This window comes from Pseudidiomarina terrestris, assembly GCF_030466405.1.
Classification (GTDB): domain Bacteria; phylum Pseudomonadota; class Gammaproteobacteria; order Enterobacterales; family Alteromonadaceae; genus Pseudidiomarina; species Pseudidiomarina terrestris.
In genome coordinates this window covers 377,846-402,628 of sequence record NZ_JAGGJF010000001.1, presented here as the reverse complement: position 1 = coordinate 402,628, position 24,783 = coordinate 377,846, and the positions used below count along the sequence as shown (strand labels likewise).

The 24,783-nt window shown below is 53.5% G+C and carries 22 protein-coding genes; 20 read left to right on the top strand and 2 right to left on the bottom strand.

What is annotated here, in order from left to right:
* Window positions 1-71 precede the first annotated feature (71 nt).
* The 16 genes from mraZ to lpxC all read left to right on the top strand — a co-directional run bounded on the left by mraZ (window position 72) and on the right by lpxC (window position 17,945).
* Window positions 72-530: a division/cell wall cluster transcriptional repressor MraZ gene (gene mraZ, locus J6J34_RS01830; RefSeq protein ID WP_126763691.1), complete on the top strand. Its 459-nt coding sequence runs from the start codon at window positions 72-74 to the stop codon at window positions 528-530.
* Complete coding sequence (gene rsmH / locus J6J34_RS01825) at window positions 527-1,477, top strand: 16S rRNA (cytosine(1402)-N(4))-methyltransferase RsmH (RefSeq protein ID WP_301835617.1); 951 nt, start codon at window positions 527-529, stop codon at window positions 1,475-1,477. Before mraZ ends, rsmH begins: the two co-directional genes overlap by 4 nt.
* Window positions 1,467-1,784, top strand: a complete 318-nt coding sequence (gene ftsL, locus J6J34_RS01820; RefSeq protein WP_301719450.1) for a cell division protein FtsL — start codon at window positions 1,467-1,469, stop codon at window positions 1,782-1,784. The genes rsmH and ftsL overlap by 11 nt, the downstream gene beginning before the upstream one ends.
* Window positions 1,775-3,523: a peptidoglycan D,D-transpeptidase FtsI family protein gene (locus J6J34_RS01815; RefSeq protein ID WP_301719451.1), complete on the top strand. Its 1,749-nt coding sequence runs from the start codon at window positions 1,775-1,777 to the stop codon at window positions 3,521-3,523. The genes ftsL and J6J34_RS01815 overlap by 10 nt, the downstream gene beginning before the upstream one ends.
* Complete coding sequence (murE, locus tag J6J34_RS01810) at window positions 3,520-5,007, top strand: UDP-N-acetylmuramoyl-L-alanyl-D-glutamate--2,6-diaminopimelate ligase (protein ID WP_301719453.1); 1,488 nt, start codon at window positions 3,520-3,522, stop codon at window positions 5,005-5,007. The genes J6J34_RS01815 and murE overlap by 4 nt, the downstream gene beginning before the upstream one ends.
* Complete coding sequence (locus tag J6J34_RS01805; RefSeq protein WP_301898412.1) at window positions 5,004-6,440, top strand: UDP-N-acetylmuramoyl-tripeptide--D-alanyl-D-alanine ligase; 1,437 nt, start codon at window positions 5,004-5,006, stop codon at window positions 6,438-6,440. Before murE ends, J6J34_RS01805 begins: the two co-directional genes overlap by 4 nt.
* On the top strand, window positions 6,434-7,516 hold the full coding sequence (mraY, locus tag J6J34_RS01800) for a phospho-N-acetylmuramoyl-pentapeptide-transferase (RefSeq protein WP_301719456.1): 1,083 nt from the start codon (window positions 6,434-6,436) through the stop codon (window positions 7,514-7,516). Before J6J34_RS01805 ends, mraY begins: the two co-directional genes overlap by 7 nt.
* Window positions 7,517-7,525: 9 nt before the next feature.
* Window positions 7,526-8,911, top strand: a complete 1,386-nt coding sequence (gene murD / locus J6J34_RS01795; protein ID WP_301898411.1) for a UDP-N-acetylmuramoyl-L-alanine--D-glutamate ligase — start codon at window positions 7,526-7,528, stop codon at window positions 8,909-8,911.
* 25 nt (window positions 8,912-8,936) lie between these two features.
* A complete protein-coding gene (ftsW, locus tag J6J34_RS01790) occupies window positions 8,937-10,184 on the top strand; it encodes a cell division protein FtsW (RefSeq protein ID WP_323125226.1) in 1,248 nt (415 codons plus the stop codon).
* Window positions 10,181-11,248, top strand: a complete 1,068-nt coding sequence (gene murG / locus J6J34_RS01785; RefSeq protein ID WP_301898410.1) for an undecaprenyldiphospho-muramoylpentapeptide beta-N-acetylglucosaminyltransferase — start codon at window positions 10,181-10,183, stop codon at window positions 11,246-11,248. Before ftsW ends, murG begins: the two co-directional genes overlap by 4 nt.
* Window positions 11,239-12,729: a UDP-N-acetylmuramate--L-alanine ligase gene (gene murC, locus J6J34_RS01780; RefSeq protein ID WP_301898409.1), complete on the top strand. Its 1,491-nt coding sequence runs from the start codon at window positions 11,239-11,241 to the stop codon at window positions 12,727-12,729. Before murG ends, murC begins: the two co-directional genes overlap by 10 nt.
* Entirely contained in the window at window positions 12,726-13,640 is a 915-nt protein-coding gene (locus tag J6J34_RS01775) for a D-alanine--D-alanine ligase (RefSeq protein ID WP_301898408.1), read from the top strand. Before murC ends, J6J34_RS01775 begins: the two co-directional genes overlap by 4 nt.
* 2 nt (window positions 13,641-13,642) lie before the next feature.
* On the top strand, window positions 13,643-14,401 hold the full coding sequence (locus J6J34_RS01770; protein WP_301719464.1) for a cell division protein FtsQ/DivIB: 759 nt from the start codon (window positions 13,643-13,645) through the stop codon (window positions 14,399-14,401).
* A 5-nt stretch (window positions 14,402-14,406) separates the two neighbouring features.
* Entirely contained in the window at window positions 14,407-15,639 is a 1,233-nt protein-coding gene (gene ftsA / locus J6J34_RS01765; protein ID WP_301774351.1) for a cell division protein FtsA, read from the top strand.
* Window positions 15,640-15,703: 64 nt separating this feature from the next.
* Window positions 15,704-16,921, top strand: a complete 1,218-nt coding sequence (ftsZ, locus tag J6J34_RS01760) for a cell division protein FtsZ (RefSeq protein WP_301719467.1) — start codon at window positions 15,704-15,706, stop codon at window positions 16,919-16,921.
* A gap of 112 nt (window positions 16,922-17,033) precedes the next feature.
* Window positions 17,034-17,945, top strand: a complete 912-nt coding sequence (lpxC, locus tag J6J34_RS01755) for a UDP-3-O-acyl-N-acetylglucosamine deacetylase (protein WP_301719469.1) — start codon at window positions 17,034-17,036, stop codon at window positions 17,943-17,945.
* A gap of 23 nt (window positions 17,946-17,968) precedes the next feature.
* Here lpxC and J6J34_RS01750 read toward each other — a convergent pair whose 3' ends face one another.
* Window positions 17,969-18,433: a hypothetical protein gene (locus J6J34_RS01750; RefSeq protein WP_301719470.1), complete on the bottom strand. Its 465-nt coding sequence runs from the start codon at window positions 18,431-18,433 to the stop codon at window positions 17,969-17,971.
* Window positions 18,434-18,477: 44 nt separating this feature from the next.
* Here J6J34_RS01750 and J6J34_RS01745 point away from each other — a divergent pair, with 44 nt between their 5' ends.
* The 4 genes from J6J34_RS01745 to J6J34_RS01730 all read left to right on the top strand — a co-directional run bounded on the left by J6J34_RS01745 (window position 18,478) and on the right by J6J34_RS01730 (window position 23,938).
* Entirely contained in the window at window positions 18,478-19,413 is a 936-nt protein-coding gene (locus J6J34_RS01745; RefSeq protein WP_301898407.1) for a M23 family metallopeptidase, read from the top strand.
* Window positions 19,414-19,451: 38 nt separating this feature from the next.
* Window positions 19,452-22,175: a preprotein translocase subunit SecA gene (gene secA / locus J6J34_RS01740; protein WP_301719474.1), complete on the top strand. Its 2,724-nt coding sequence runs from the start codon at window positions 19,452-19,454 to the stop codon at window positions 22,173-22,175.
* The gene (gene mutT / locus J6J34_RS01735) at window positions 22,162-22,557 is read left to right on the top strand and encodes an 8-oxo-dGTP diphosphatase MutT (protein WP_301719475.1); all 396 of its coding nucleotides are present in this window, start codon (window positions 22,162-22,164) and stop codon (window positions 22,555-22,557) included. The genes secA and mutT overlap by 14 nt, the downstream gene beginning before the upstream one ends.
* Before the next feature lie 373 nt (window positions 22,558-22,930).
* Window positions 22,931-23,938, top strand: a complete 1,008-nt coding sequence (locus J6J34_RS01730) for a hypothetical protein (protein WP_301898406.1) — start codon at window positions 22,931-22,933, stop codon at window positions 23,936-23,938.
* Window positions 23,939-23,952: 14 nt separating this feature from the next.
* Here J6J34_RS01730 and zapD read toward each other — a convergent pair whose 3' ends face one another.
* Window positions 23,953-24,783, bottom strand: coding sequence for a cell division protein ZapD (gene zapD / locus J6J34_RS01725; protein WP_301898405.1), 831 nt, complete (start codon window positions 24,781-24,783; stop codon window positions 23,953-23,955).

Here is a 24,783-nt window from a genome sequence, read left to right as displayed (position 1 = left end):
TTGACAGTGGGAAAGATCGGCACCTAGACTGTCACATTGTGGGGATTTGTGGGTAATAGTGGATCAATTTTATGTTTCGTGGTGCAGCAGCATTAAGTCTAGATGACAAAGGCCGTCTTGCGATACCAGCAAAGTATCGGAAGAGCCTTATGCTTGACTGTGAAGGCCAGATGGTCTGTACCATAGATATCAAGCAGCCTTGCTTGTTGTTATATCCTTTGCCGGAATGGCAAATCATCGAACAAAAACTTACCACCTTATCCAGTATGAACCCCGCAGAGCGTCGTCTTCAACGTTTACTGTTGGGTCACGCCGAAGACTGCCAGATGGACAAAAATGGCCGTATCCTGATTGCTCCAACCCTGCGTCAACACGCAGATCTGGATAAAAAGATCATGATTATCGGTCAGCTCAATAAGTTCGAACTCTGGTCAGACGCGGCATGGCAAGAACAGGTTGCTGCTGATATGGCAGCAGAACAACAGGACGATTTGGCACTCAGTGATCGACTACAAGACTTCTCATTATAATGACAAAAGCGCCGCAACATGTCTCGGTGCTGTTACAGGAGTCAATCGAGGCTCTTGCCATCAGACCGGACGGAACTTATCTCGATGCCACCTTTGGAAGAGGGGGGCATTCACGCGCCATATTGTCACAACTCAATGACCAGGGCCGACTGATAGCGCTCGACCGCGACCCCACCGCGATTGAAGCCGCTGAAGCTCTGCGTGACGACCCACGCTTTACCATCATCCACACTCCCTTCTCACGTCTTGATGACGTGCTGGAAACGCAGCAACTGCGTGGCAAGCTTGACGGTATCTTATTTGATCTTGGCGTCTCATCCCCACAACTTGATGATGCTGAGCGCGGCTTTAGTTTCATGCGTGAAGGTCCCCTGGACATGCGTATGGACACCAGCAGCGGCATGACAGCAGCGGAATTTTTAATGACGGCAACTGCCGATGAAATTGCCTTCGTGTTGCGCGAGTATGGCGAAGAGCGGTTTGCCTGGCGTATTGCGCAGGCCATCGTGCAACATCGTGACGAGCAACCACTGACCACCACTAAGCAGCTGGCTGACTTAATAGATAAGGCCGTGCCCTTCAAAGATAAGCATAAGCATCCCGCCACCCGTAGTTTTCAGGGTATTCGTATCCACATCAACGGCGAGCTGGATGAAATTGAACAGGCGCTGAAAGCCGCAATCACTGGTCTGAAACCCAATGGACGACTGGCGGTAATTAGTTTTCATAGCCTGGAAGACCGGTTGGTGAAACGCTTCCTTCGGGCACAAAGCAAAGGAAAAGCCATTCCGGCGGGGTTACCACTGCGTGATGATCAAATCGATCGCGGTGAAACCGTGAAACTGATTGGCAAAGCGAACAAGCCCAGTGCTGCAGAAACGCGCGACAACCCTCGTGCGCGCAGTTCTGTGTTGCGTGTGGCAGAGAGGTTACCTTATGACCAATAGCCGCGTGCCGACTTTGTTATCTGTGTTGTTTAATGACTTACGCCAGCAGAAGCTGGTGATTTTGTTATTTGCCTGCATCCTGGCCAGCGCACTGGCAGTCATCTATATCGCGCATGCGAATCGTTTGTTGACCATAGAACGCGATGATCTGTTATCGCAGCGTGATCAAATTGACATCGAGTGGCGCCACTTGCAAATCGAGCAAACGGCGTTGACCGAGCACAGTCGGGTAGAGCGGATTGCCAGTCAGCGGCTAGGCATGGTTCGTCCGGAAGGAAAACAGGAGGTGCTGGTGCCATGGCAGTAACACCTCGGAAGCGCAATCAGAAAAAGGGCATACAGCCGCATTTAGGGCAGGGACGTTTTTACTTTGCTCTGTTTGTCGTATTTGCAGTGTTTGCAAGTCTGGTTGGGCGCGCCGCTTTCATCCAGGTGATTGAGCCTGAGCAACTGATTTACGAAGGTGATCGCCGCTCGCTACGGATGGATCCAACCCTGGTACAGCGCGGTACCATCGTCGATCGTCACGGCCGCGAGCTCGCGGTAAGTGTGCCCGTGCAAACCGTATGGGCAGATCCGCAGCGCGTACACGAGGGCCAGGGCTTAGCGAATCGCGAGCGTTGGCTGGCGCTGGCTGAGGTTTTCCGTACTGATGTGGACACCTTAATGGCCCGGGTCGCCGATCCGAAGCGCCGGTTTGTGTATCTGGAGCGCAAGGTCACGCCAGCGGTCGCAGATTACGTGCGCCAGTTGGGAATTCCTGGCATCTATTTAAAAACTGAATCACGCCGGTTCTATCCGGTCGGTGAAATCACCGCGCATCTGGTGGGTTTTACCGATATCGATGGTATGGGCATTGAGGGGCTTGAAGCCGCTTATAACGAGGTTCTAACAGGGACGCCGGGTGAACGGCTGTATCGCAAGGATGCACAAGGACGGGTTGTTGAAGAAATAAGTACTACCGCCGCCAAACAACCAAAACAATTAACGCTAAGTATTGATCAACGTTTGCAATCACTGGCCTATGCCGAGTTGAAAAAAGCCGTGCGCTATCATCAGGCAACCTCGGGTTCAGCAGTGATTGTCGATGTTGACACTGGCGAAGTATTGGCGATGGTCAACAGCCCGTCCTTTAACCCGAATAATCGCACCGATTTGCAACCGCATCGCATGCGTAACCGGGTCATTACCGATGCCTACGAGCCTGGCTCAACGATGAAACCATTGGTGGTTTTAGCCGGACTGGAAGCTGGCGCAATTGAGAAAGATACCATTATCGATACCAATCCTGGCTGGATGCGCCTCGGCGGTCGCCGGGTCAGCGATCCGATCAACCGCGGCGAGCAGAGCATTACCGAAGTTTTACAGAACTCCAGCAATATGGGCTCGTCCAAGATTGCCTTACTCACAGGTGTCGAGCAGCTACTGGCAACCTATGCTGCGGTCGGCCTCGGCAATGACACAGGTATTGGCATGATTGGAGAAAGTTATGGCGTGCTGCAACATCGCACACGCTGGTCAGATTTTGAGGTGGCAACGCTATCCTTTGGTTATGGCCTGACGGCAACGACACTGCAGTTGGCCCAGGCCTACTCGGTCATCGCCAGTGGCGGTGTGCACCGTCCGTTAACCATTCAGCGTCGCGCAGAGGGTGAATTGCCGCCCGGCCGCCAAGTGGTATCGCGTGAGAATGCTGAAGCGGTACTGCTGATGTTAGAGCAGGTGGTCGCAGATGGCAGCGCCAAAAACGCGCGGGTGCCAGGCTATCGGGTGGCGGGCAAAACCGGCACGGCACGAAAAGCAATTGCCGGTGGCTACGGTGATGAATACGTGACCTTGTTCGCCGGCGTGGCGCCGGTGAGCGACCCCCGCATCGCGGTAGTGGTAACGATCAATGAACCAAGCGGTGATGATTATTATGGCAGTACCGTTTCCGCACCTATTTTCGCGGAAATCGTCGGTGACGCACTGCGGGCAATGAATGTTGCCCCTGACCATCTGGAAGACACGCAACTGCGGGTCGCAGGCTTTGGAGGTGGACAATGATGCAGTTGCCACAGCTTTTACCTGTCTACCCTTTGCCCCTGCCGGAGGTCGCCATTGGTGGCCTGAAACTGGACAGTCGGCAAGTGGCACCAGGCGATGCTTTTGTAGCGGTGCCGGGCTATCAGGTCGACGGCCGCGATTACATTGATGCGGCCATCGCTGCGGGCGCAAGCGTGGTGCTTTGTGAAGCCGATGGCGTCGATGTCGAGCAGCATGGCAACACGGTAGTGGTTGAGGTTCCCCAGTTGAAAGAGCAGTTGTCGCGCATTGCGGCACGATTCTACGGCGAACCCGGCAAACATCTGCAGGTGATCGGGGTTACCGGCACCAATGGCAAAACCTCCGTAACCTATTTGATAGCCCAGTTGCTGGATGGACTGGGTGTGAAAGCGGGTGTGATTGGTACCACAGGCAGCGGTTTCCCTGGCGCTTTACTTCCGGAAACCCACACCACCCCGGATCCGATTGCGGTGCAGCAACGCCTGGCCGCCCTGCGTGCCGAGGGTGCGACCGTGGTGGCAATGGAAGTTTCCTCGCATGCCCTGGTGCAACGACGCGTGGAAGCTATTCCTTTTGCTGTCGCAGTGGCGACCAATATCAGCCGCGATCACCTGGATTACCACGGCACGATGAGCAATTACGCCGGTGCCAAACGGCGTCTGTTTACCGAGCTTAGCTCCGCAAACGCTGTATTGAACAGTGATGATGCGGCATTAAGCGCCTGGCTGCCGGACCGTCCCGATGCGTGGCGTTTTAGTTTACATCCGCAGCAGCATGAGCACGGCGTGTATGCGAGTGCAGTGCATTTTGGTGATGCCGGTACAGATTTCACGCTCAACGTCCCCGCCGAGAGCGGGCGCCTTGAGTACCCGGTCGCTTCTCCGCTGTTGGGCGAGTTCAATATTTACAATTTGCTGGCGGCGATGGTTGCCGTTGCCCGGCTGGATTTCGACTGGGCCGCAATTTGTCAGGCGGTGCGTGGATTGCATCCTGTGCCCGGACGCATGGAAGCCTTTACGCAACCGGGCCAGGCGCTGGTTATTGTTGACTACGCGCATACGCCGGATGCCTTGCAGCAGGTGTTAACTGCCCTGCGCCGGCATTGTCACGGCGAGCTGTGGTGCTTATTCGGCTGCGGTGGTGACCGCGACCGTGGCAAACGCCCGCAAATGGGCGCCGTCGCCGCTCAATTCGCCGACCGCGTGGTGGTGACCGACGACAATCCCCGTACGGAAGAGCCGGAGCAGATTGTGCGCGATATTTTGACCGGGATCCCTCAGCAGGACAAGGTTGAGGTTATTGCCGGACGCGAGCGCGCCGTTACTGAAACTATTGCCAAAGCCCAGCCGAAAGACGTTGTGGTGCTGGCCGGTAAAGGCCATGAAGATTATCAGGTAATTGGCCAGCAGCGCATTGCCTATGATGAGCGCGCGCTGGTTGCTGAGTTGTTAGTGAGACAACAGGTGAGCGGGGGGCAGTCATGATCAAAACAGATATGCAGTGGATTAGTCGTGCCGTCGACGGTCAGTTATTTGGCGATAACTGCAGTATTGAGTCGGTCAGTACCGATACACGTGAGCTGCCCGAGGGCTGCTTATTCATTGCTCTGCAGGGGCCTAATTTTGATGCCCATGAGTTTGCGGCCGATGCCGTGAGTAAAGGTGCGAAAGCACTCATGGTCGAACGTCATGTGGACCTGCCAGACGCGCAGCAGGTACCGCAAATTGTGGTCGCTGATACCCGTCATGCACTGGGTCAGCTCGGCGCCGCGGTAAAAGCCAGTGTGCAACCAAAAACTATTGCTATCACTGGCAGCAGTGGCAAGACCACCGTCAAAGAGATGCTGGCGGCGATTTTGCAAACCCAGGGCAATGTGCTGGCCACAGCGGGCAACTTTAATAATGACATCGGCGTGCCCTTAACCTTATTGCGCTTAGAGCCAAGCCATGACCTGGCGATTATCGAGCTGGGGGCAAATCATTTGGGTGAAATTGCTTATACCACCCGCTTAACACAACCGGATGTCGCCATTATCAATAATGTCGCACCGGCGCATGTGGAAGGGTTTGGTAGCGTGCATGGTGTATTTCGCGCCAAGTCCGAAATTTTTAAAGGCTTGAATGCCGATGGCTTAGCGCTGACCCCGATTCGCTCAGAGTTTGCGCCATCCTGGCAAAAACAGATTACCCATTGCCGCCATTTGACCTTTGGTCAGGACACCGGCGCTGCGATTCGCGCAACCGATGTTGCGATCGACGAGCAGGGCTGTGCCAGCTTTACTGTGGATCTGGACAAAGCATTGAGCGGCACCGCGGAATCAGCACGAATCACGCTTAACCTGCCAGGTTTACACAACGTTGACAATGCACTGGTAGCCATAGCTGCTGCCGTTGAGGTAGGTTGTCCGCTCGCTGATGCACAGGCTGCCCTGGCGGCTTTAAAGCCAGTTCCCGGACGCATGCAGGTGGTGCCTTTAAGTGACCATATCAAACTCATTGATGACAGTTACAACGCTAATGTTGGCTCGGTGAAAGCCGCGCTGGACATGCTTGCAGTTTACCCGGGCTGGCGCATGATGGTGCTCGGCGATATGGGAGAGCTTGGTGAGGACGCCCGCCATTATCATGAAGAGATCGGCGCCTACGCGATTCAAGCTAATATCGACAATCTTTATACCTTGGGAGTGCTGAGCCAGAGCGCCAGTGAAGTGTTCAATGGCCGTGGTGGCAGACATTTTTCCGACCAGGACGCTTTGGTGAATGCCATTATTGCAGCTGCGCAACAGGCTTCAACGCCTATTACCATTTTGGTGAAAGGCTCACGTAGTGCCCATATGGAACGTGTTATCGCAGCCCTGCAAGCACGCGCAAGCGAATTACACCCAAGCTTAGGCCAAGAAGGAAAACACGCATGCTAGTTTGGCTAGCTGACTATTTAACCCAGTTTGCAAGCGGCTTTAACGTCGTCTCCTACCTGACCATGCGCGCTATTTTAAGTGTGCTGACGGCGCTGCTGATCGCGCTGTGGATGGGACCACGGTTGATTCGCTATCTGCAGCGCTTGCAGATCGGCCAGGCGGTTCGTGATGACGGGCCACAGTCGCATTTGAGTAAAGCCGGTACCCCGACCATGGGCGGCCTGCTGATTATTGCCGCCATCGTACTTTCCACCGTGCTTTGGGCTGACCTTTCCAATCGCTACGTGCAAGTGGTGTTGGGGGTGGTGATTGGCTTTGGGCTGGTCGGCTTTATCGACGATTATCGCAAAGTGGTACAAAAGAATTCGCGGGGCTTGCCGGCCAAATGGAAATACTTCTGGCAATCGGTGATTGCCACCGCAGCAGCTGTTGTGCTTTATGCCAACGCCACCGTTGGCGCTGAAACTCAGTTGCTGGTGCCCTTCTTCAAAGATTTGATGCCACAGCTTGGCATGCTGTACATCCTGCTTGCCTACTTTGTGGTGGTCGGCACCAGTAACGCTGTGAATCTGACGGATGGTCTGGATGGCCTGGCCATTGTGCCCGTCATCATGGTGGCTGGCGCCTTAGGCATTTTTGCCTATGTTTCAGGCAACATCAATTTTGCCGCGTACCTGAACATCCCGCACTTGCCATTATCCGGCGAGCTGCTGGTGGTCTGTACCGCCATCTGCGGCGCCGGGCTGGGCTTCCTTTGGTTCAACACCTATCCGGCGCAGGTCTTTATGGGCGATGTCGGCTCGCTGACCCTTGGTGCGGCGCTGGGAATCATTGCGGTCATGGTCCGGCAGGAATTGATTTTATTCATCATGGGCGGTGTGTTTGTGATGGAAACTGTATCCGTGATGCTCCAGGTGGGCTCGTTCAAACTGCGCGGCAAGCGCGTGTTCAGAATGGCACCCATTCATCACCACTACGAATTGAAAGGTTGGCCAGAGCCACGGGTTATCGTGCGGTTCTGGATTTTGTCACTGGTCTTTGTCCTGATAGGTCTGGCGACCTTGAAGCTACGTTAAGGAGCGGTCTTGAGTTACCTTGCAGCACTGCACAAATACGATGTCATCGGCGTGGTCGGACTCGGCCAGTCGGGACTTTCGTGTGTGCGCTTTCTGTTGCAGCAGGGGATTCGACCGTTAGTGTTTGATACGCGTGCGCAGCCGCCTCTGGCGGACGAGTTACAGCAATTAGATGGCTCGCTGGAACTCTTTACCGGTGAACTTGATATTGGCGAACTCGCCGCCTGCGACCTGCTGGTGGTCAGTCCGGGATTGGATTTGCGCCTGCCGGCATTGCAAATGGCCCAGGACGCCGGCATTTGCCTGGTTGGGGATGCGGATATCTTCGCGCACTATGCGCAGGCACCGGTGCTGGCGATCACTGGCTCGAACGGCAAGTCCACGGTTACTCAGTTGACCGGTGAACTGTTGCGCGCCGCCGGTAAGAATGTAGCGGTGGGTGGCAATATCGGCGTGCCGATGCTGGACGTACTGGCTCCGGAGGTGGAGGTTTACGTACTTGAGCTGTCGAGCTTTCAGCTGGATAGCATGCACGACCTTAAGCTGCACGCCGCGGCGCTGCTCAACATCAGCGATGACCATTTAGATCGCTATGCTGACCGGCAGGCTTATACTGCCTCTAAACATCGTATCTATAGCAATGCCGAGCTCGGCATCTGGAATCGTGATCAGCGTGTCACCGCGCCGCAGACCATCCCCCTCGCGCAGCAGCTTAGCTTCGGTCGTGACGCCCCTGATAACGAAGTGCCGGGCTTGTTGGGCCTGTGCCAGGGTGATGATGAGCTGTTTATCTGCGTCGCGGATGAGCCGTTAATCGCCGCATCGGAGTTGCAGCTTGCCGGCGTGCATAATCTGCTGAACGTGCAGGCTGCCCTGGCGTTAGTGCTGAGCATGGGAATTGAGTTAACCAAAGTGCTACCGGCATTACGGGCATTTAAAGGGCTGCCCCACCGCTGTGAACTGGTGGCCGATAGCGACGGTGTGCGCTGGATAAACGACTCAAAAGCAACCAATATTGGCGCCGCGGAAGCGGCCATTGAGGGCTTGCGTCCGCTGGTCACCGGTAAACTTATCCTGATCGCCGGCGGCGATGGTAAAGGCGCTGACTTCGTCACGTTCAGAAGCGCGCTGCAATTGGTTGATGAACTCATCGTGCTTGGCCGTGATGCGGATCGTATTGCTCAGCATCACGATCAGGTGACTCAGGTACAGGATTTAACGGAAGCGGTTCGGGTTGCGGACAAACTGGCTACCCGCAACAGTGCGGTGTTACTGGCACCAGCCTGCGCCAGCCTGGACATGTTTAAAAATTATCAGGACCGCGGTGAGCAGTTTAAAACCGCGGTGCTGGAGCAACTGCAAGAGAACCAAGCGCAGGAGGTGCCGCATGACTGATACCGCAGCACTTCGCGCCAAGCAGCTGAAAGAGAGTAAAGAGCAGCAACTTGAACTCAGCATTCAGGAAGTTGCTGCCGGGCAGTCGCCGTGGACGCGGATTCGCGACTGGTGGTTGCCAGAGCAGAGCATTCTTTATGACCGCGTGCTGTTATGGCTGGCCCTGGGCCTGCTGGCGTTTGGTCTGGTAATGGTCAGTTCAGCGTCGTTTCCGGTCGCCGAGCGTTTAACCAATAATCCGTTTCATTTTGTCATTCGTCACTGCATGTACCTGACCCTTGGGTTGGCGTTGCTGGCGACCGTGGTACAGGTACCGTCCGACTGGTGGTTCAAAGGTAGCAGCGGATTGCTGTTACTGGGCCTGGCGTTACTGATTGTAGTGCTGCTCATCGGCCATGAAGTCAATGGCGCTCAGCGCTGGCTCAAATTCGGACCTATTACGTTGCAGGTGGCGGAACTGGCTAAATTCTTTTTCGTCATTTACCTGAGTAGCTACCTGGCGCGGCGTATCAATCTGGTGCAGGAAAACCTGAAAGAATTCTTTAAACCGCTATGCGTGCTGGCCTGTTTTGCGGTGTTGCTGCTGATGCAACCGGATTTCGGTTCAATGGCGGTGATGGTCAGCATTGCTGTGGGCATGCTGTTTTTGGCTGGCGCGCGGTTGTGGCAGTTCTTCGGCATCATTATCACCCTCGCTGTGGTGGTGACCCTGTTAATCATTAAAGAGCCGTACCGTATGCAGCGCGTGACCTCTTTCCTTGATCCCTGGCAGGACCCGTTTGGCAGCGGCTATCAGCTGACCCAGTCGCTGATGGCATTTGGCCGGGGTGACTGGCTGGGCCAAGGCCTGGGGAACAGCATTCAGAAATTACAGTACTTACCTGAAGCACATACGGATTTTATCATGGCCGTAGTTGGGGAAGAGCTTGGCTTTCTGGGCATCGTAGCGGTGTTGCTGGCGGTCTTTGCCATTGTTGTGCGGGCACTTTTGATTGGCCGCCGGGGGCTGCAGATGGACGCGCGCTTCAGCGCCTTTGTCGCCTATGGCATCGGCATCTGGTTTGCCTTTCAGGCACTGGTCAACATAGGCGCTGCGGCCGGTATGCTGCCCACCAAAGGTCTGACCCTGCCACTGATTTCTTATGGTGGCACCAGCCTGTTGGTAAGCTGTGTCGCACTGGGAGTGTTATTACGCATTGACTACGAAATACGGGTGGCAAGTGTGAAGGTCACTCCACGGACCGGGCTACGGCGACGGAGGGCTTCAGCATGAGCCAGATTATGATTGCTGCTGCTGGTACCGGTGGCCACGTATTTCCTGCCCTGGCCGTTGCCGAAAAATTGCGCGAGCGCGGCCACACCGTGGTCTGGCTTGGCACTACGGAGCAACGCTTAGAGGCACGCGTCGTGCCCGCCGCTGGTTTCCAGTTGGAGCAGATCTCCATGCAAGGGCTGCGCGGTCATGGCGTGTTACGCAAATTGATGATGCCCCTGCGGATGCTGAAAGCCATCGGTCAGTGCCGTAAACTTTATCGTCAGCATCGCACGCAGGTGGTGCTGAGTTTCGGCGGCTATGTCTGCGGGCCTGCCGGACTCGCCGCAAAAGCGGCAGGGATTCCGTTATTGGTACATGAACAGAACGCGGTGGCCGGATTAACGAACAAAATGCTGGCGCGCTTCGCCCAGCACGTGATGGTCGGCTTCGCCGCTGCACAGCAGCAGCTGCCCGGCGCGGAAGTTACGGGTAACCCGTTGCGCGCCGACTGGATGGGTGCACAGCCGCAAAAATCAACAGATGACAAACTACGCTTGCTGGTGGTCGGTGGCAGTCTTGGTGCTCAGGCGCTCAATCTGGCAGTGCCGCAAGCAGTGGGCCAACTGAGCGCACTGCAGCGACTGCAGGTCGTACATCAGTGCGGTCAGGGCCGCGTCGCCGAGGTTGAGCAGGCGTATCAGCAGCAAGGCATCGCCGCTGTTGAAGTGGTGGAATTTATCGAGGCCATGCACAGCGCCTATGCGCAGGCTGATGTCGTGATCTGCCGGGCTGGCGCACTGACCGTGAGTGAACTGGCAGTGGTCGCGACACCGGCACTCTTTGTGCCTTTGCCGCACGCGGTCGATGACCATCAAACCGCTAATGCGAAAGAATTGGTAAGCGCCGGAGCCGGCGCATTGTTGCCGCAAGCCCAGCTGGAGAAAATTCAGCCGTTGGTCGACATCCTGGAAGACTGGCTTGCGCATCCTGAACAATTAGAACAAATGCGGACGCGGGCCCAGGCGGCGGCGCGTCCCGATGCCACCGAAGTCGTGGTTGAGAGGTGTGAGCAATGGCTATGACGTCAACCCCATTCACCGCTGTCAGCGTACCGGAAATGCGCCGTGTCCGCCGAATCCACTTTGTCGGAATCGGTGGTGCCGGAATGGGCGGTATCGCCGAAGTATTGTTGAATCAGGGCTACACCATTACCGGTTCAGACCTGGCTGAAAACGCTAACACCAAACGTCTGGCTGAGTTAGGCGCTACGATTTACATGGGGCATGACGAGAGCAATGTTGCCGGCGCTGATGTCATCGTGGTGAGCTCGGCAATACAGCCGGACAACAGCGAGTTACAAGCCGCTCAGGCCGCGTTTATTCCACAGGTTCGCCGCGCTGAGATGCTGGCGGAGCTGATGCGCTTCCGGCATGGGATTGCGGTGGCTGGCACCCATGGCAAAACGACCACAACCTCGTTGCTGGCCAGTATTTTTGCCGAGGCGGAACTGGATCCAACCTTTGTTATTGGTGGCTTGCTCAACAGTGCTGGTAGTAATGCCCGCTTGGGTTCGAGTAAATATTTGATTGCCGAAGCCGATGAGTCGGATGCGTCGTTTCTGCACTTACAACCTATGGTCGCAGTGGTCACTAATGTCGAAGCCGATCATATGGACACTTACGGTGGTGACTTCAACCGTTTGCTGGATACCTATATCGACTTCCTGCACAACCTGCCGTTTTACGGCCTGGCTGTGATTTGTGTCGATGATCCGGTGATTCGCGAGTTAATGCCGCGGATTGGCCGGCAAATGACGACCTATGGCTTTAGCGACGATGCTGATGTGCGTGGGTCCGATTACCAGCAGCAGAGCGGACAGAGTCACTTTAAGGTTCATCGTAAAGCGAAAGCGCCGCTGGACGTGACGGTCAACTTGCCTGGCCGGCACAATGTACTCAACGCGCTGGCCGCGATCGCAGTCGCCACCGATGAAGGTATCGACGACGCGGCCATTCAACAGGCATTGAAAGATTTCAGTGGTATCGGTCGCCGCTTTCAGTTACTCGGCCAGTATCCAAGTGAGCGGGATAACCAACAGGGCGAGGTCATGCTCATCGATGATTATGGTCATCATCCGACTGAAGTTGCCGCGACCATAGCCGCGGCCCGGGCCGGTTGGCCTGAACATCGCCTGGTCATGGCATTTCAGCCGCATCGTTACTCACGCACCCGGGATTTATACGATGAGTTTGTCTCGGTGTTGGCAGAGGTCGATGTGCTGTTGCTGCTCGATGTCTATAGTGCCGGCGAGGCAGCGGTGCAGGGCGCAGATAGTCGTTCGCTGGCGAAATCGCTGCGACTGCGCGGAAAAGTTGAGCCGATTTATGTCGGTGACCGGGGCGAACTTATGAAAGTTCTGGCTGACATTTTGCAACCCAAGGATATGTTGTTGGCGCAAGGCGCTGGCAATATTGGGGCCATCGCAAAAGACTTAGCGGCCACCGAATTACAGCCCGATGCCTTGCGCCGGGCGGGTGCAGCTTACACGGAGGAGCAGGCATGAGCGAGTTTGGCAAAGTTGCGGTGCTGCTGGGTGGCGACTCGGCCGAGCGGGAAGTCTCGCTGCGTTCGGGACAGGCTGTGGTTCAGGCCTTGCGTAACGCGGGGGTTGACGCGCATGCCTTTGATCCAGCCCATAACCCACTGGCAGAACTGAAAGAACAAGGCTTCACCCGGGCGTTTAACGTGTTGCATGGCCGGGGTGGCGAAGATGGCACTATTCAGGGGGCATTGCATTATTTAGGCATCCCTTACACCGGCAGTGGTGTGCTGGCGTGTGCGCTGGCAATGGACAAGGTCAAAACCAAACAGATCTGGCAAGCCTCGGGTTTACCTGTCGCGCCAAGCGTGGTCGTGAGTCAGGGCGAGACGCTGGACTATGCCAGGTTACTGGGCGAATTGGGTGGCAAGGTGATGGTCAAGCCGGCCCAGGAAGGTTCCAGCATTGGTATGAGTTCTGCAGCCACTGCTGCACAACTTGAAGCTGCGGTGGCTTTAGCCTGGAAGTTTGATGATGAAGTGCTGGTCGAAAGCTGGCTGAGTGGGCCGGAGTTCACGGTGGCATTGCTGAACAATAAAGCTTTGCCGGCCATCAGGTTAGAAACCAGCCACGAATTTTACGATTACGATGCGAAGTATCAGGCCAACGATACGCAATATCACTGCCCGGCGGACTTAAGCGAGGTCGAAGAGCTCGCTTTGCGGCAACTGGCTGAAGCGGCGTTTCGCAGTCTTGATGGCGCTGGCTGGGGCCGCGTTGATGTGATGTGTGACAAATATGGCCATTTCCGGTTACTGGAAGCCAATATGGTGCCGGGGATGACAGAGAAGAGTCTGGTGCCGATGGCAGCGAAGGCCGCCGGCATGAGTTTCGAGCAACTGGTGGTGGCGATTTTACGCCACGGAGAGGGCTGAAAATGGCCGCGGCGGAACGTAATGTTAACTGGCACTTCTGGTCAGGTCTTGCGTTCTTTTTGGTGGTGGTTGCCAGCACCTTTACCGGTATCGGCTGGTTGTACTACACCGCCATGGATGCTCAGGAAGTGCCGTTAAAACGACTGGTGGTGCAAGGCGAATTGGCCTATCTGACTCCAGCCGATGTGCGCGACACCTTATTGGGTGAGCCGCTGGGGAGTTTCTTCTCAGCAGATGTGGATCAGATTCGCACGCGCGTTGAAGCGATGCCCTGGGTGGCAAGAGCTTCCGTACGCAAAGAATGGCCGGATATTTTGAAAGTATTTGTGGTTGAACAGCAACCACTTGCGCATTGGAATGCAAATCAGCGTGATGATGCGCTGGTCAATCAGGAAGGGACAGTGTTTTACGCAGATAAGTCGGTGCTGAGGAAAGCTCTGCCCTATCTTTCCGGCCCGGAACATGCGGTCGCTGAGGTGGTAAAGCACTATCGCAATACCAGTGAACTGCTGGGTTTAAACGGCTTTCAGGTCAGCCAGCTGGACTTGAGTAAGCGATTTGCGTTGGAGCTGCTGCTTAATGATGGCACCAGTTTACGACTTGGCCGCGAGGCCTTGCTGGAGCGGGTACAGCGGTTTATCGATTTGCAGCCGCAACTGCGCAAGCATCAGGATGCGCCACTGGATTCGGTGGATTTACGTTATGACACGGGTGTCGCTGTACGCTGGCGCGACCCAGAAGAACAACAACGAGAGAGTTAATAGGCATGTCAAAAGCAACAGAACGGAACATGGTCGTTGGCTTAGATATCGGCACAAGTAAAATTGTGACGTTGATTGGCGAAGTCATGCCTGATGGTGAAATCAGTGTCATTGGCGTCGGCGCGGCGCCGGCCCGGGGCATGGATAAAGGCGGTGTGAATGACCTGAACCTGGTGGTGCAGTCGATCCAACGTGCCGTTGAAGAAGCGGAACTGATGGCGGACAGTCGCATCGCTTCGGTGTACCTGAATATTTCCGGACGCCATATCTCCTGCCAGAACGAGAGTGGCATGGTCCCTATTAACGAGGCAGAGGTCACCCAGGACGACGTTGATAGCGTTATTCATGCTGCCAAATCGGTACCTATTGCTCAGGAACGCCGCATTTTGCACGTGTTGCCGCAGGAGTTCGTGATTGACTCACAGGAGAGCATCAAGAGCCCGATTGGCATGTCCGGGGTGCGCATGGAGTCAAAGGTTCATATCGTCACCTGTGCCAACGACATGGCGAAGAACATTGAAAAAGCTGTTGAACGTTGTGGCTTTCGCGTCGACCGTTTGATTTTCTCGGCCCTGGCGTCGAGTTACTCGGTGCTGACTGACGATGAAAAAGATTTAGGTGTAGCCCTGGTTGATATGGGCGCAGGCACCATCGACATCTGCATCTACACCGGTGGTGTGCTGCGTCATACCGCCGTGATTCCAGCAGCCGGTAATCAGGTGACCAGTGATATTGCGAAGATTTTCCGCACGCCACTGAATCACGCTGAAGAAATTAAGACCAAATACGCCTGTGCGCTCTGTCAGCTGGTCAGTAAAGACGACAACATCGAAGTGCCGTCGGTCGGTGGTCGGCCATCGCGGGTGATGCAACGACATATTTTGGCTGAGGTGGTTGAACCGCGCTACCAGGAACTGTTTGAATTGATCCGGGACGAGATAAAACAAAGCGGGTTGGATGAGCAAATTGCTGCAGGCATCGTGTTAACCGGTGGCTGTGGTCGCATGGAAGGCGCCATTGAATTTGCCGAAGAGATATTTCAGATGCCCGTGCGCTTAGGCGAACCGTTGGGAATGCAGGGCTTAAGTGATTATGTGCAGGACCCAACCTACGCCACGGCCGTCGGTTTACTCCGTTACGGCCAGGAAGATCTGCAAGCGCGCCAGGACGAAGCGCGTGATAATAACGTGATCGGTTTGTGGAAACGCGTACACGGTTGGTTTAAAGGTGAATTTTAATAAAAACAACACTTTGGAAATTATTTTTGGGGTAGTACACTAAGCAGGTAAAAGGAGAAACAACATGTCTGAAGTATTCGAAGTAGTCGACAACTTTGACAGCGATGCCGTCATAAAAGTGATAGGTGTAGGTGGCGGTGGTGGTAATGCCGTCAAACACATGATCACAGAATCCATCGAAGGTGTGCAGTTTATTGCTGCTAACACTGATGCGCAGTCTTTGCGTAACCACGGTGCCCACGTGACCATTCAACTGGGTGATGACATTACCAAAGGACTGGGTGCCGGTGCCAACCCTGAAGTTGGCCGGCAGGCGGCTGAAGAGTCGCGTGAAGAGATCAAGAAAAATCTGCAGGGTGCGGACATGATCTTTATTGCTGCAGGCATGGGTGGTGGCACAGGTACAGGTGCTGCGCCAGTGGTTGCAGAAGTCGCGCGCGAGCTGGGGATTCTGACCGTAGCTGTGGTCACCAAACCCTTCCCGTTCGAAGGTCGCAAGCGGATGGCGATTGCCGACGAAGGTATCGCGCAGTTGGCGCGTAACGTCGATTCCTTGATCACTATCCCGAACGAGAAGCTGCTGAAAGTATTAGGCAAAGGCACCAGCTTGTTGTCTGCCTTCAGTGAAGCAAACAACGTCTTGTTGGGTGCGGTACAAGGTATTGCCGACTTGATTACCCGTACCGGTTTGATCAATGTCGACTTTGCTGACGTAAGAGCTGTTATGCGTGAGATGGGTACTGCCATGATGGGTACCGGCATTGCGCGCGGTGAAGAACGTGCACAAGAAGCTGCTGAAATGGCGATCAACAGTCCGCTGTTGGAAGACATCGACTTGTCAGGTGCCCGTGGCGTGCTGGTCAATATTACTGCCGGCATGGACATGAGCATTGAAGAGTTTGAAATCGTGGGTAACACGGTAAAAGCCTTCGCTTCAGAAAATGCCACAGTGATTGTGGGTACGGTCATCGATCCGGAAATGTCGGAAGAGATGCGCGTTACCGTGGTCGCCACCGGCATTGGTGCCGAGCGCAAGCCAGATATTTCACTGGTGAATAACCCTGGCCGTGACAAGCCGCGTGATGCAGCTTATGGACGTTCTGCCGGCTACCAGGGCAGCGGTGCCGCGACCGCACGAGTGCTTGACGAAGATACGGAAGAGCTGGAACAGGAAGATTACGAAGTTCAGGTTGAAAAGCCAACAGCGAAACCACAGGCGCAGGGCAACAAAGATATGGATTATCTTGATATCCCAGCGTTTTTACGTCGTCAAGTAGACTAAAACAGCGTAAAGATTAGGTAAAGCGGTTTAGAAAATTGCGAAAAACGCAATTTATGGGTAAACTATTGCGCCTTTTACTGGTCAGACGACATAGTGAGAATGAGAGCGAACGATGAAACAACGCACAATTAAACAGTCTATTGCAACCACAGGTGTGGGTTTGCACAAAGGCAACAAGGTTCAATTGACCCTGCGTCCGGCACCGGCGAATACCGGTCTGGTGTTTCGTCGTGTCGATTTAAAACCCGCAGTGGATATTCGTGCCGATGCCGAGTTGGTGCGTGATACCCGCATGTGTACCTGTTTAATTAACGATGACAACGTACGTGTCTCTACGGTTGAACATTTGCTCGCGGCAGTTGCTGCGATGGGGATCGACAATCTCATTATTGAAGTCGACAGCCATGAAATTCCAATCATGGACGGTAGCTCGCATCCTTTCATTTACCTGCTGCAAAGCGCGGGCATCGAAACACAGGGCGCAGCGAAAAAGTTTATCCGGATCAAGCAACCGGTTCGGGTTGAAGAAGGTGACAAATGGGCGGAACTACTACCCCACAATGGCTTCCGCATCGATTTTGCCATCGACTTCGACCATCCGGCGATTGCTGATACCAATCAGGTTGTCAGTATGGACTTCAGTACGTCCAGCTTTATGAAAGACATCAGCCGGGCGCGTACGTTTGGCTTCATGAAGGACATCGAGTTCTTACGTGAGAACAACCTGGCGCTGGGCGGTAGTTTTGACAACGCTGTGGTGTTGGACGAATTCCGCATACTTAATAGTGATGGTCTGCGTTACGACGATGAGTTCGTCAAGCATAAGATCCTTGACGCTGTGGGTGACCTGTACATGGGTGGCCACGCGATTCTGGGTCATTTGCGGGCGTTTAAATCAGGCCACGCGCTGAATAATCAGTTGTTGCGGGAAGTTCTGCAACACCAGGAAGCCTGGGAATTCGTTACCTTCGAAGACGAAACCGTCGAAGCTCCAATCACCTTCGGCAACCCGGTCACCGCTTAAGCTAACGGCAGCCCGTAGCAAACCTACGGGCTACTGTATTTATCGGCTAACGCCAATAGCTGCGAACGCAGCGGCTCCTCACATAACTCCGCCTGCTCACGTAGCTTGCGCACGGTATCTGACTCTTTTACTTCAACTTTTACTGGTGCTGGCGGTGTTTCTGTAGACTTCACATGACGGCCTGGTCGAATGCGGATCTCAAGGGATGTCACCGCAGGCGTAGCATGAGTTTGAAAATACGTTATAATGCCCGCTTGGTCGGTTTTTAGGCGCTGCGCGATCGGTGCCGAGGAAACCTGTAGGATCAGGGCAGAAGCGCCTACCGCAATGACTTCACACTGGGGTAAGAGTTGCTGCAGCGAGTGTTTCTCGAAACAGTCGCGTAATAGCTGTTGCCAGCGTTGATGTTGCTCGGTAAAGTCAGCAAACTGTTGTAATCGCTGGCTACCTAGCAGTTGATCCAGTTTTTTCGGTCGGCGGCGTGGCATAACCCGATAATAGCCCAGTTAATGTTTTAGCAACGAGAGGTTGCATGAGTCTATCAGTCTTCTATAGAGGCTCCAAAGTTAAATTTGGTTTGCGTTTGAGTCGCCGTCGCTTAGCGTCGTTGCTTGGCGTTGTCGTGCTTGCCGGGCTGGCTTTTAGCAAGCCCTGGAGCGCGTCTGGCGGCGTCAGCGCAGATGCTGTCCGCAGTAAAATAACCGCCGAGCAGATCCAGCTGGCGGCGCAATCAGCAGCTATTCAGGAAATCAAAGCCGACGCGGAGAAGAAATTGACCGCGTTAACGATTTCGCTGGGTGAAATGCGCGCCAAACTGCGTCGTTTAGAGCATCTGGGTGGCCGCTTGGCGGATGCCGCTGAAATTGATGCCAGTGAACTCGAAAGCCGCGAGCAGGAGGTGCTGGCAATGGGCGGTCCTGAGACCTCCATTCTCGATGCGCCGAAACTGGCCTCGGGCGATGTCATCAGTGATCTGGAATCGGTGCTGGCGCAGTTGGAAGATAAACAAAAACAGCTGGCGCTACTTGAATCTGTGTTAATGAGTCATCATATCTCTGCAGAGAGCTACGTGGCCGGACGTCCAGTTGACGACGGTTGGCTCAGTTCACATTATGGCGTACGCAAAGACCCGTTTAACGGTACGCCAACCATGCACAGCGGTATTGATTTCGCGAATTTAGCGGAAGATGCCGGTGTTTTTGCTACAGGTGCAGGTGTCGTGACCTGGTCGGGTGAGCGGTACGGTTACGGAAAACTGGTTGAGATTGACCACGGTGGCGGATTAAAAACGCGCTACGGCCATTGTGCCGAACTCTTAGTAAAAGAGGGCGACGTAGTAACCCGTGGCCAACAAATCGCGAAACTGGGCAGTACAGGGCGCTCTACGGGGCCTCATGTACACTATGAGGTGTTGCGCAACGAACGCCAGATTGATCCCAGCAAGTATGTTTATCGTGATGCTCGCTAGAGCATCATTGTCATTTAAATACAGGATTAAATAATCACATGTTTGGTAGTCTTTTCCGCAAAGTATTTGGAAGTCGCAATGACCGCATCCTCAAAGGATTGCAAAAACAGGTTGCTGCGATTAATGCCTTAGAGCCAGAATTTGAAGCACTCAGCGATAGCGAACTCAAACAAAAAACCGCTGAATTCAAACAACGCCTGGGCAACGGTGAAACCCTTGATGACCTGCTGATTGAAGCTTTTGCGACGGTTCGTGAAGCAAGTAAACGGGTGTTCAATATGCGGCACTTCGATGTGCAGCTGGTCGGCGGTATGATCCTCAACGACAACCGCATTGCTGAAATGCGTACCGGTGAGGGTAAAACCCTTACTGCGACACTTTCCGCCTACCTGAATGCCTTATCTGGCGATGGCGTTCACATCGTGACCGTGAATGACTACCTTGCGCGTCGTGATGCCGAAACCAACCGCCCATTGTTTGAATACCTCGACATGACCGTGGCCTTTAACGTACCCGGCATGCCGCACCAGGAAAAGCAGCAAGCCTATCTGGCCGACATTACTTACGGTACCAACAACGAATTTGGCTTTGACTACCTACGCGATAACATGGCGTTTTCGCCAAAAGAGCGGGTGCAGCGCAAACTTAACTACGCCATTGTCGATGAGGTCGACTCGATCCTGATCGATGAAGCACGCACGCCTTTGATTATCTCTGGTGCTGCCGAAGACAGCTCTGAGCTGTACATCAAAATGAATGAAATTGTGCCGCTGCTGACCCGTGCTGACGAAGAGGACACGGAAGAGAAGCGCGGCGAAGGCGATTTCACTATTGATGAAAAAGCAAAACAGCTGCATCTGACCGAGAATGGTCAGGAAAACGTCGAAGCCATCCTGAAAGAGCGTGGCATGCTGGACGAGGACGAGTCCCTGTACTCGGCAACCAATATCACCTTGCTGCATCACGTTAATGCTGCATTGCGTGCCCATCACCTGTTCCAGAAAGATGTCGATTACATCGTTAAAGATGACCAGATCGTCATTGTCGATGAGCACACGGGTCGTACTATGGAAGGCCGGCGTTGGTCGGAAGGCTTGCATCAGGCCATGGAAGCCAAAGAAGGCGTGAAGATCCAGAACGAAAACCAGACCATGGCATCGATCACCTTCCAGAACTATTTCCGGCTGTACAACAAGCTCGCGGGTATGACAGGTACCGCTGACACTGAAGCGTTTGAGTTCCAGTCGATTTACGGCCTGGAAACCGTGGTGATCCCAACCAACCGGCCGATGGTTCGCGATGACCGTCCCGATTTGATTTTTATCACTGCCGAAGAGAAGTTTGAAGCCATTGTTGCCGACATCGAAGAGTGCCGCGAAAAAATGCAGCCCGCATTGGTGGGTACCATTTCGATTGAAAGCTCTGAGCTGTTATCGAACTTCTTAAGAAAGAAAAAGATTCCTCATGAAGTACTGAACGCCAAGTTCCACGCCAAAGAAGCGGAAATTGTCGCTCAGGCAGGTATGCCAGGCGCGATTACCATCGCGACCAATATGGCCGGCCGGGGTACGGATATCGTGCTTGGTGGTAACCTGCAGGTGGAGATCGAACAACTCGAAGACCCCAGTCAGGAACAAATCGATAAAGTGAAAGCCGAATGGCAGAAGCGCCATGACGCCGTGGTGGCTGCTGGTGGTTTACATATCATTGGTACCGAACGTCACGAATCACGTCGTATCGATAACCAGTTGCGTGGCCGCTCCGGTCGTCAGGGTGACCCGGGTTCATCACGTTTCTACTTGTCACTGGAAGATAGTCTGATGCGTATCTTCGCTTCGGATCGCATGGCTGGTCTGATGAAGCGCCTGGGCATGAAACGTGGCGAGGCAATTGAGCACCCATGGGTGACGCGAGCGATTGAAAATGCACAACGTAAAGTTGAAGGTCGCAACTTCGATATTCGTAAGGCATTGCTTGAGTTTGATGATGTCGCCAACGACCAGCGTAAAGTCGTTTACGAACAGCGTAACGAACTGCTGGATGAAGGCGATATTTCCGAAACCGTGCAGGTGATCCGCGCGGACGTGATTGAGCAGGTGGTCAATGAGTACATTCCGCCGCAATCACTTGAAGAAATGTGGAATGTGCAAGGCCTGGAAGAACGGCTGCGCTCAGACTTCGATTTACCGCTGCCGATTCAGCAGTGGTTAGATGAAGACGATAATCTGCATGAAGAAAAACTGCGTGAGAAGATCGCTGAAGAACTTGAAAAAGCCTATGCTGCGAAAGAAGAGCAGGTCGGTAAAGAGGTTCTGCGTCAGTTTGAAAAAGCTATTATGTTACAGAGCCTCGACTCGCACTGGAAAGAGCATCTGGCGGCGATGGACCATTTACGTCAGGGCATCAACCTGCGCAGCTATGCGCAGAAAAATCCTAAGCAGGAATACAAACGCGAAGCGTTCGAGCTGTTCACAGATATGCTGGAAGCACTGAAACTTGATGTTGTGACGATACTCAGCAAGGTTCGTGTGCGCGCCGAAGAAGATGTGGAAGCGGTTGAGCAGAAGCGTCGCGAAGCCGCCGCGCGTCAGCAGCAGGAGTTCAAACACGAAAGTGCCAGCGCTACTGCACCAGCAGATAGCCAGCCAGCACCACAAGCGGCACCGCCAGCACCGGCCCAGGCCGGACCGCGGGTGGGACGTAATGAACCTTGTCCATGTGGCTCAGGTAAAAAGTACAAGCATTGTCATGGCAAACTCTGATCCCATTCACGTCGCCGTTGGTGTGATAGAAAACACCGATGGTGACGTGTTTATCAGTAAACGACATAAAGATTTACATCAAGGCGATAAATGGGAGTTCCCCGGCGGTAAAGTTGAGGTCGGGGAAACGGTTTATGACGCCTTAGTGCGTGAGTTGCGGGAAGAGTGCAATATTAGCGTAGAGTCAGCGTCGCCGCTGACGGTGATCAATCATGCTTATAACGATAAACGCGTCGTGTTGGACGTCTGGCGGATTACCACCTTTACTGGCGAGGTGAGTCAGTGTGACGGTCAGGAGTGGCTCTGGGTGCCGGTGTACGCGCTGGGAGCTTATCAATTCCCAGAAGCCAATGAAGCCATTATTGAGTTACTCACTGATTGAAGACATTTCCTATTTTCAGGTACATTCTGGAATTTTTCTGGTTATTGAGGTAGGTTAATAGATAATCTCATGAAGGAGCATCATTATGTCCAGTGTCAAAGATATGATTGAGGCAACGCATCAAGGAAAGCGTTACACGGAAGGGTCTCGTTTGGCCTCACTATTGGAACGGCTATTCGCTCTGTTGTCGAGTGACGTGTCTGCTGCAAAGACCTACGCCAACGCGCTCAAGGTAAACGTGAATGCATCGAAAGTTTCATTGGACGTCGAATCGCTTCTCAGCAATGACGAAGTAACTCGTCAAGCCCGTAGATTGAAGGCTGACTGTCAATAATTCTTTGCCGGAAGAGGTCTGTCGTTAAGGAAGACGAAAATGATTTCTGTGACTGTTCTAGCCCTATTAGGCATGGCGCTCTCGGGCTATCTTTTTAGTTCCCGCTTTATCTTTTCAAAATATCGTTTATCGAAATATCAAGGGCACCATCTGCTTTATAAGTGTCTAGGAATAGGGTTAGTTGTTTTCGGCTTATCAGCGGCTCTGTTCGCACTAACCTGGCCTTTTACCAGTCAAAGTTCGTTGGCTTTCGAATTTCTAGCTCGAGCATTCCCAGAAATGACGCAGTCGCAGTTTAATTTATACTCAATTTTACTACTGGGTATAATTGGCGCAGATATGTTTGCACGGCTGTTAAACCGTGTCATTTTCAGATCGTTTTATATTCTTTATTCAGATAGTAAAAATGATGCTACCTACGGATCCACGAGTCATTCATTAACGATTAATCAGCAAGCATCTGAAACAGATCCAGCACTAACTAACGATCGCCGCGGAAAACCTAAACGGCCGTTACTAAAGAAACGTAGCGATTATCTTTTAGACTTAATTGTATACAAAAAGTGTACTGACAACGGATACATAACTCATGTAATCGATACGTTCCTTTCCCCAAGCCCGCTGCTATTAACCCTTGATACCAGACGCTGTTACGTATGTTACCCAAACGAGGTAAAAACACCCCTAGACCACCAGGAAGACCAGGAACTATCAATCATTCCACTCTGTTCTGGATATCGTGATGATAAGGATATGTGTCTCGAGTTAACGACGGTTTATGAAGACGTATTAATTGAACTGTCACGCACTCCGGATGAGTACAGGGCTCTTTCGGAAGTTGACCGGAAAAAAGCGGTCGCGGTGCTTGAGAGCCACAAAATTACGATTTCATACCAACGCGTAGTTTCCATCGCGAGTTTTGACGAGTCAAAATATCTAAATTTCAAAGTTCATGAAAACAGAAGGCGAAAAGAAATTTTTAGCGGGAGGAAAGTTGATGAAGACGAAAGACATTCCGATTTAATTGATGTGCCATCATCAGAGTAGCTTTCATTAGGGTATTAGGGGCAGAGCGCCAGTTCGAATTCAACGTTATTTTCAAACGATGCTTTACCTTGTTGTGGGGCACAGCTGAGGAAGCGGACACTGAAACGTTGCTTATGGCCGCTGATCACCGGATAGGCCGGCACCTTAGCAGGAACTCTCAGGCGTAACAGGCTCAAGGGCTCGGTACTTTCCTGTAACAGCCCGCCTTCGGCGACCACCCACTGAAAATGGGCCTGGCCACGCAGCAGCTCCAGCTCAAGTTCAAGCCCGTTAAATAACACCTCAAACTCGTGCCACCAGCGCTGACAATCGTCGTCGCGTTTTTGCTGTGCCTGATGCAACCAGAAATGCAGTTGTGGTACGTCAAAATTACAGGTACCGCCAGGCATACCGAAGCGTTGCCGGGTGACGCTCAGCAAGCGATCCTGCTTCAGGTGGCTACCGATACGGGTCAGTGAATGAATCGCTTTACTGGCCTCTTGTACGCGCGTGTTAAGGGCCTGCACTTGCTGCTGGTTGACGTCGGGATGCTGCGCCCAGACCAGTAATTGTGCCTTGCGGCGGTCCAGGTCTTTTTGCACATCCGTGCGCACATCGCTGCGCTCACAGAGCTCCAGTATGGCGAACAACGCGTCGAAGTAGCGCGAGTAGTTGGTTGCGTCGACAGTTTGCTCAGGTTTGAGTAACTGCTTAAGATGTTCCAGGCGCAGGTAAGTACGTACCCGCTCATGGAGCGGATATTCGTAATTGATTGCTGCATATTCAGTTTTTTCAGTCATTGGCTCTATGATAACCGCTTCTTCGGCCGTTGCAACGCTTTGAAACAAGTCTGACTGGTAACTCAT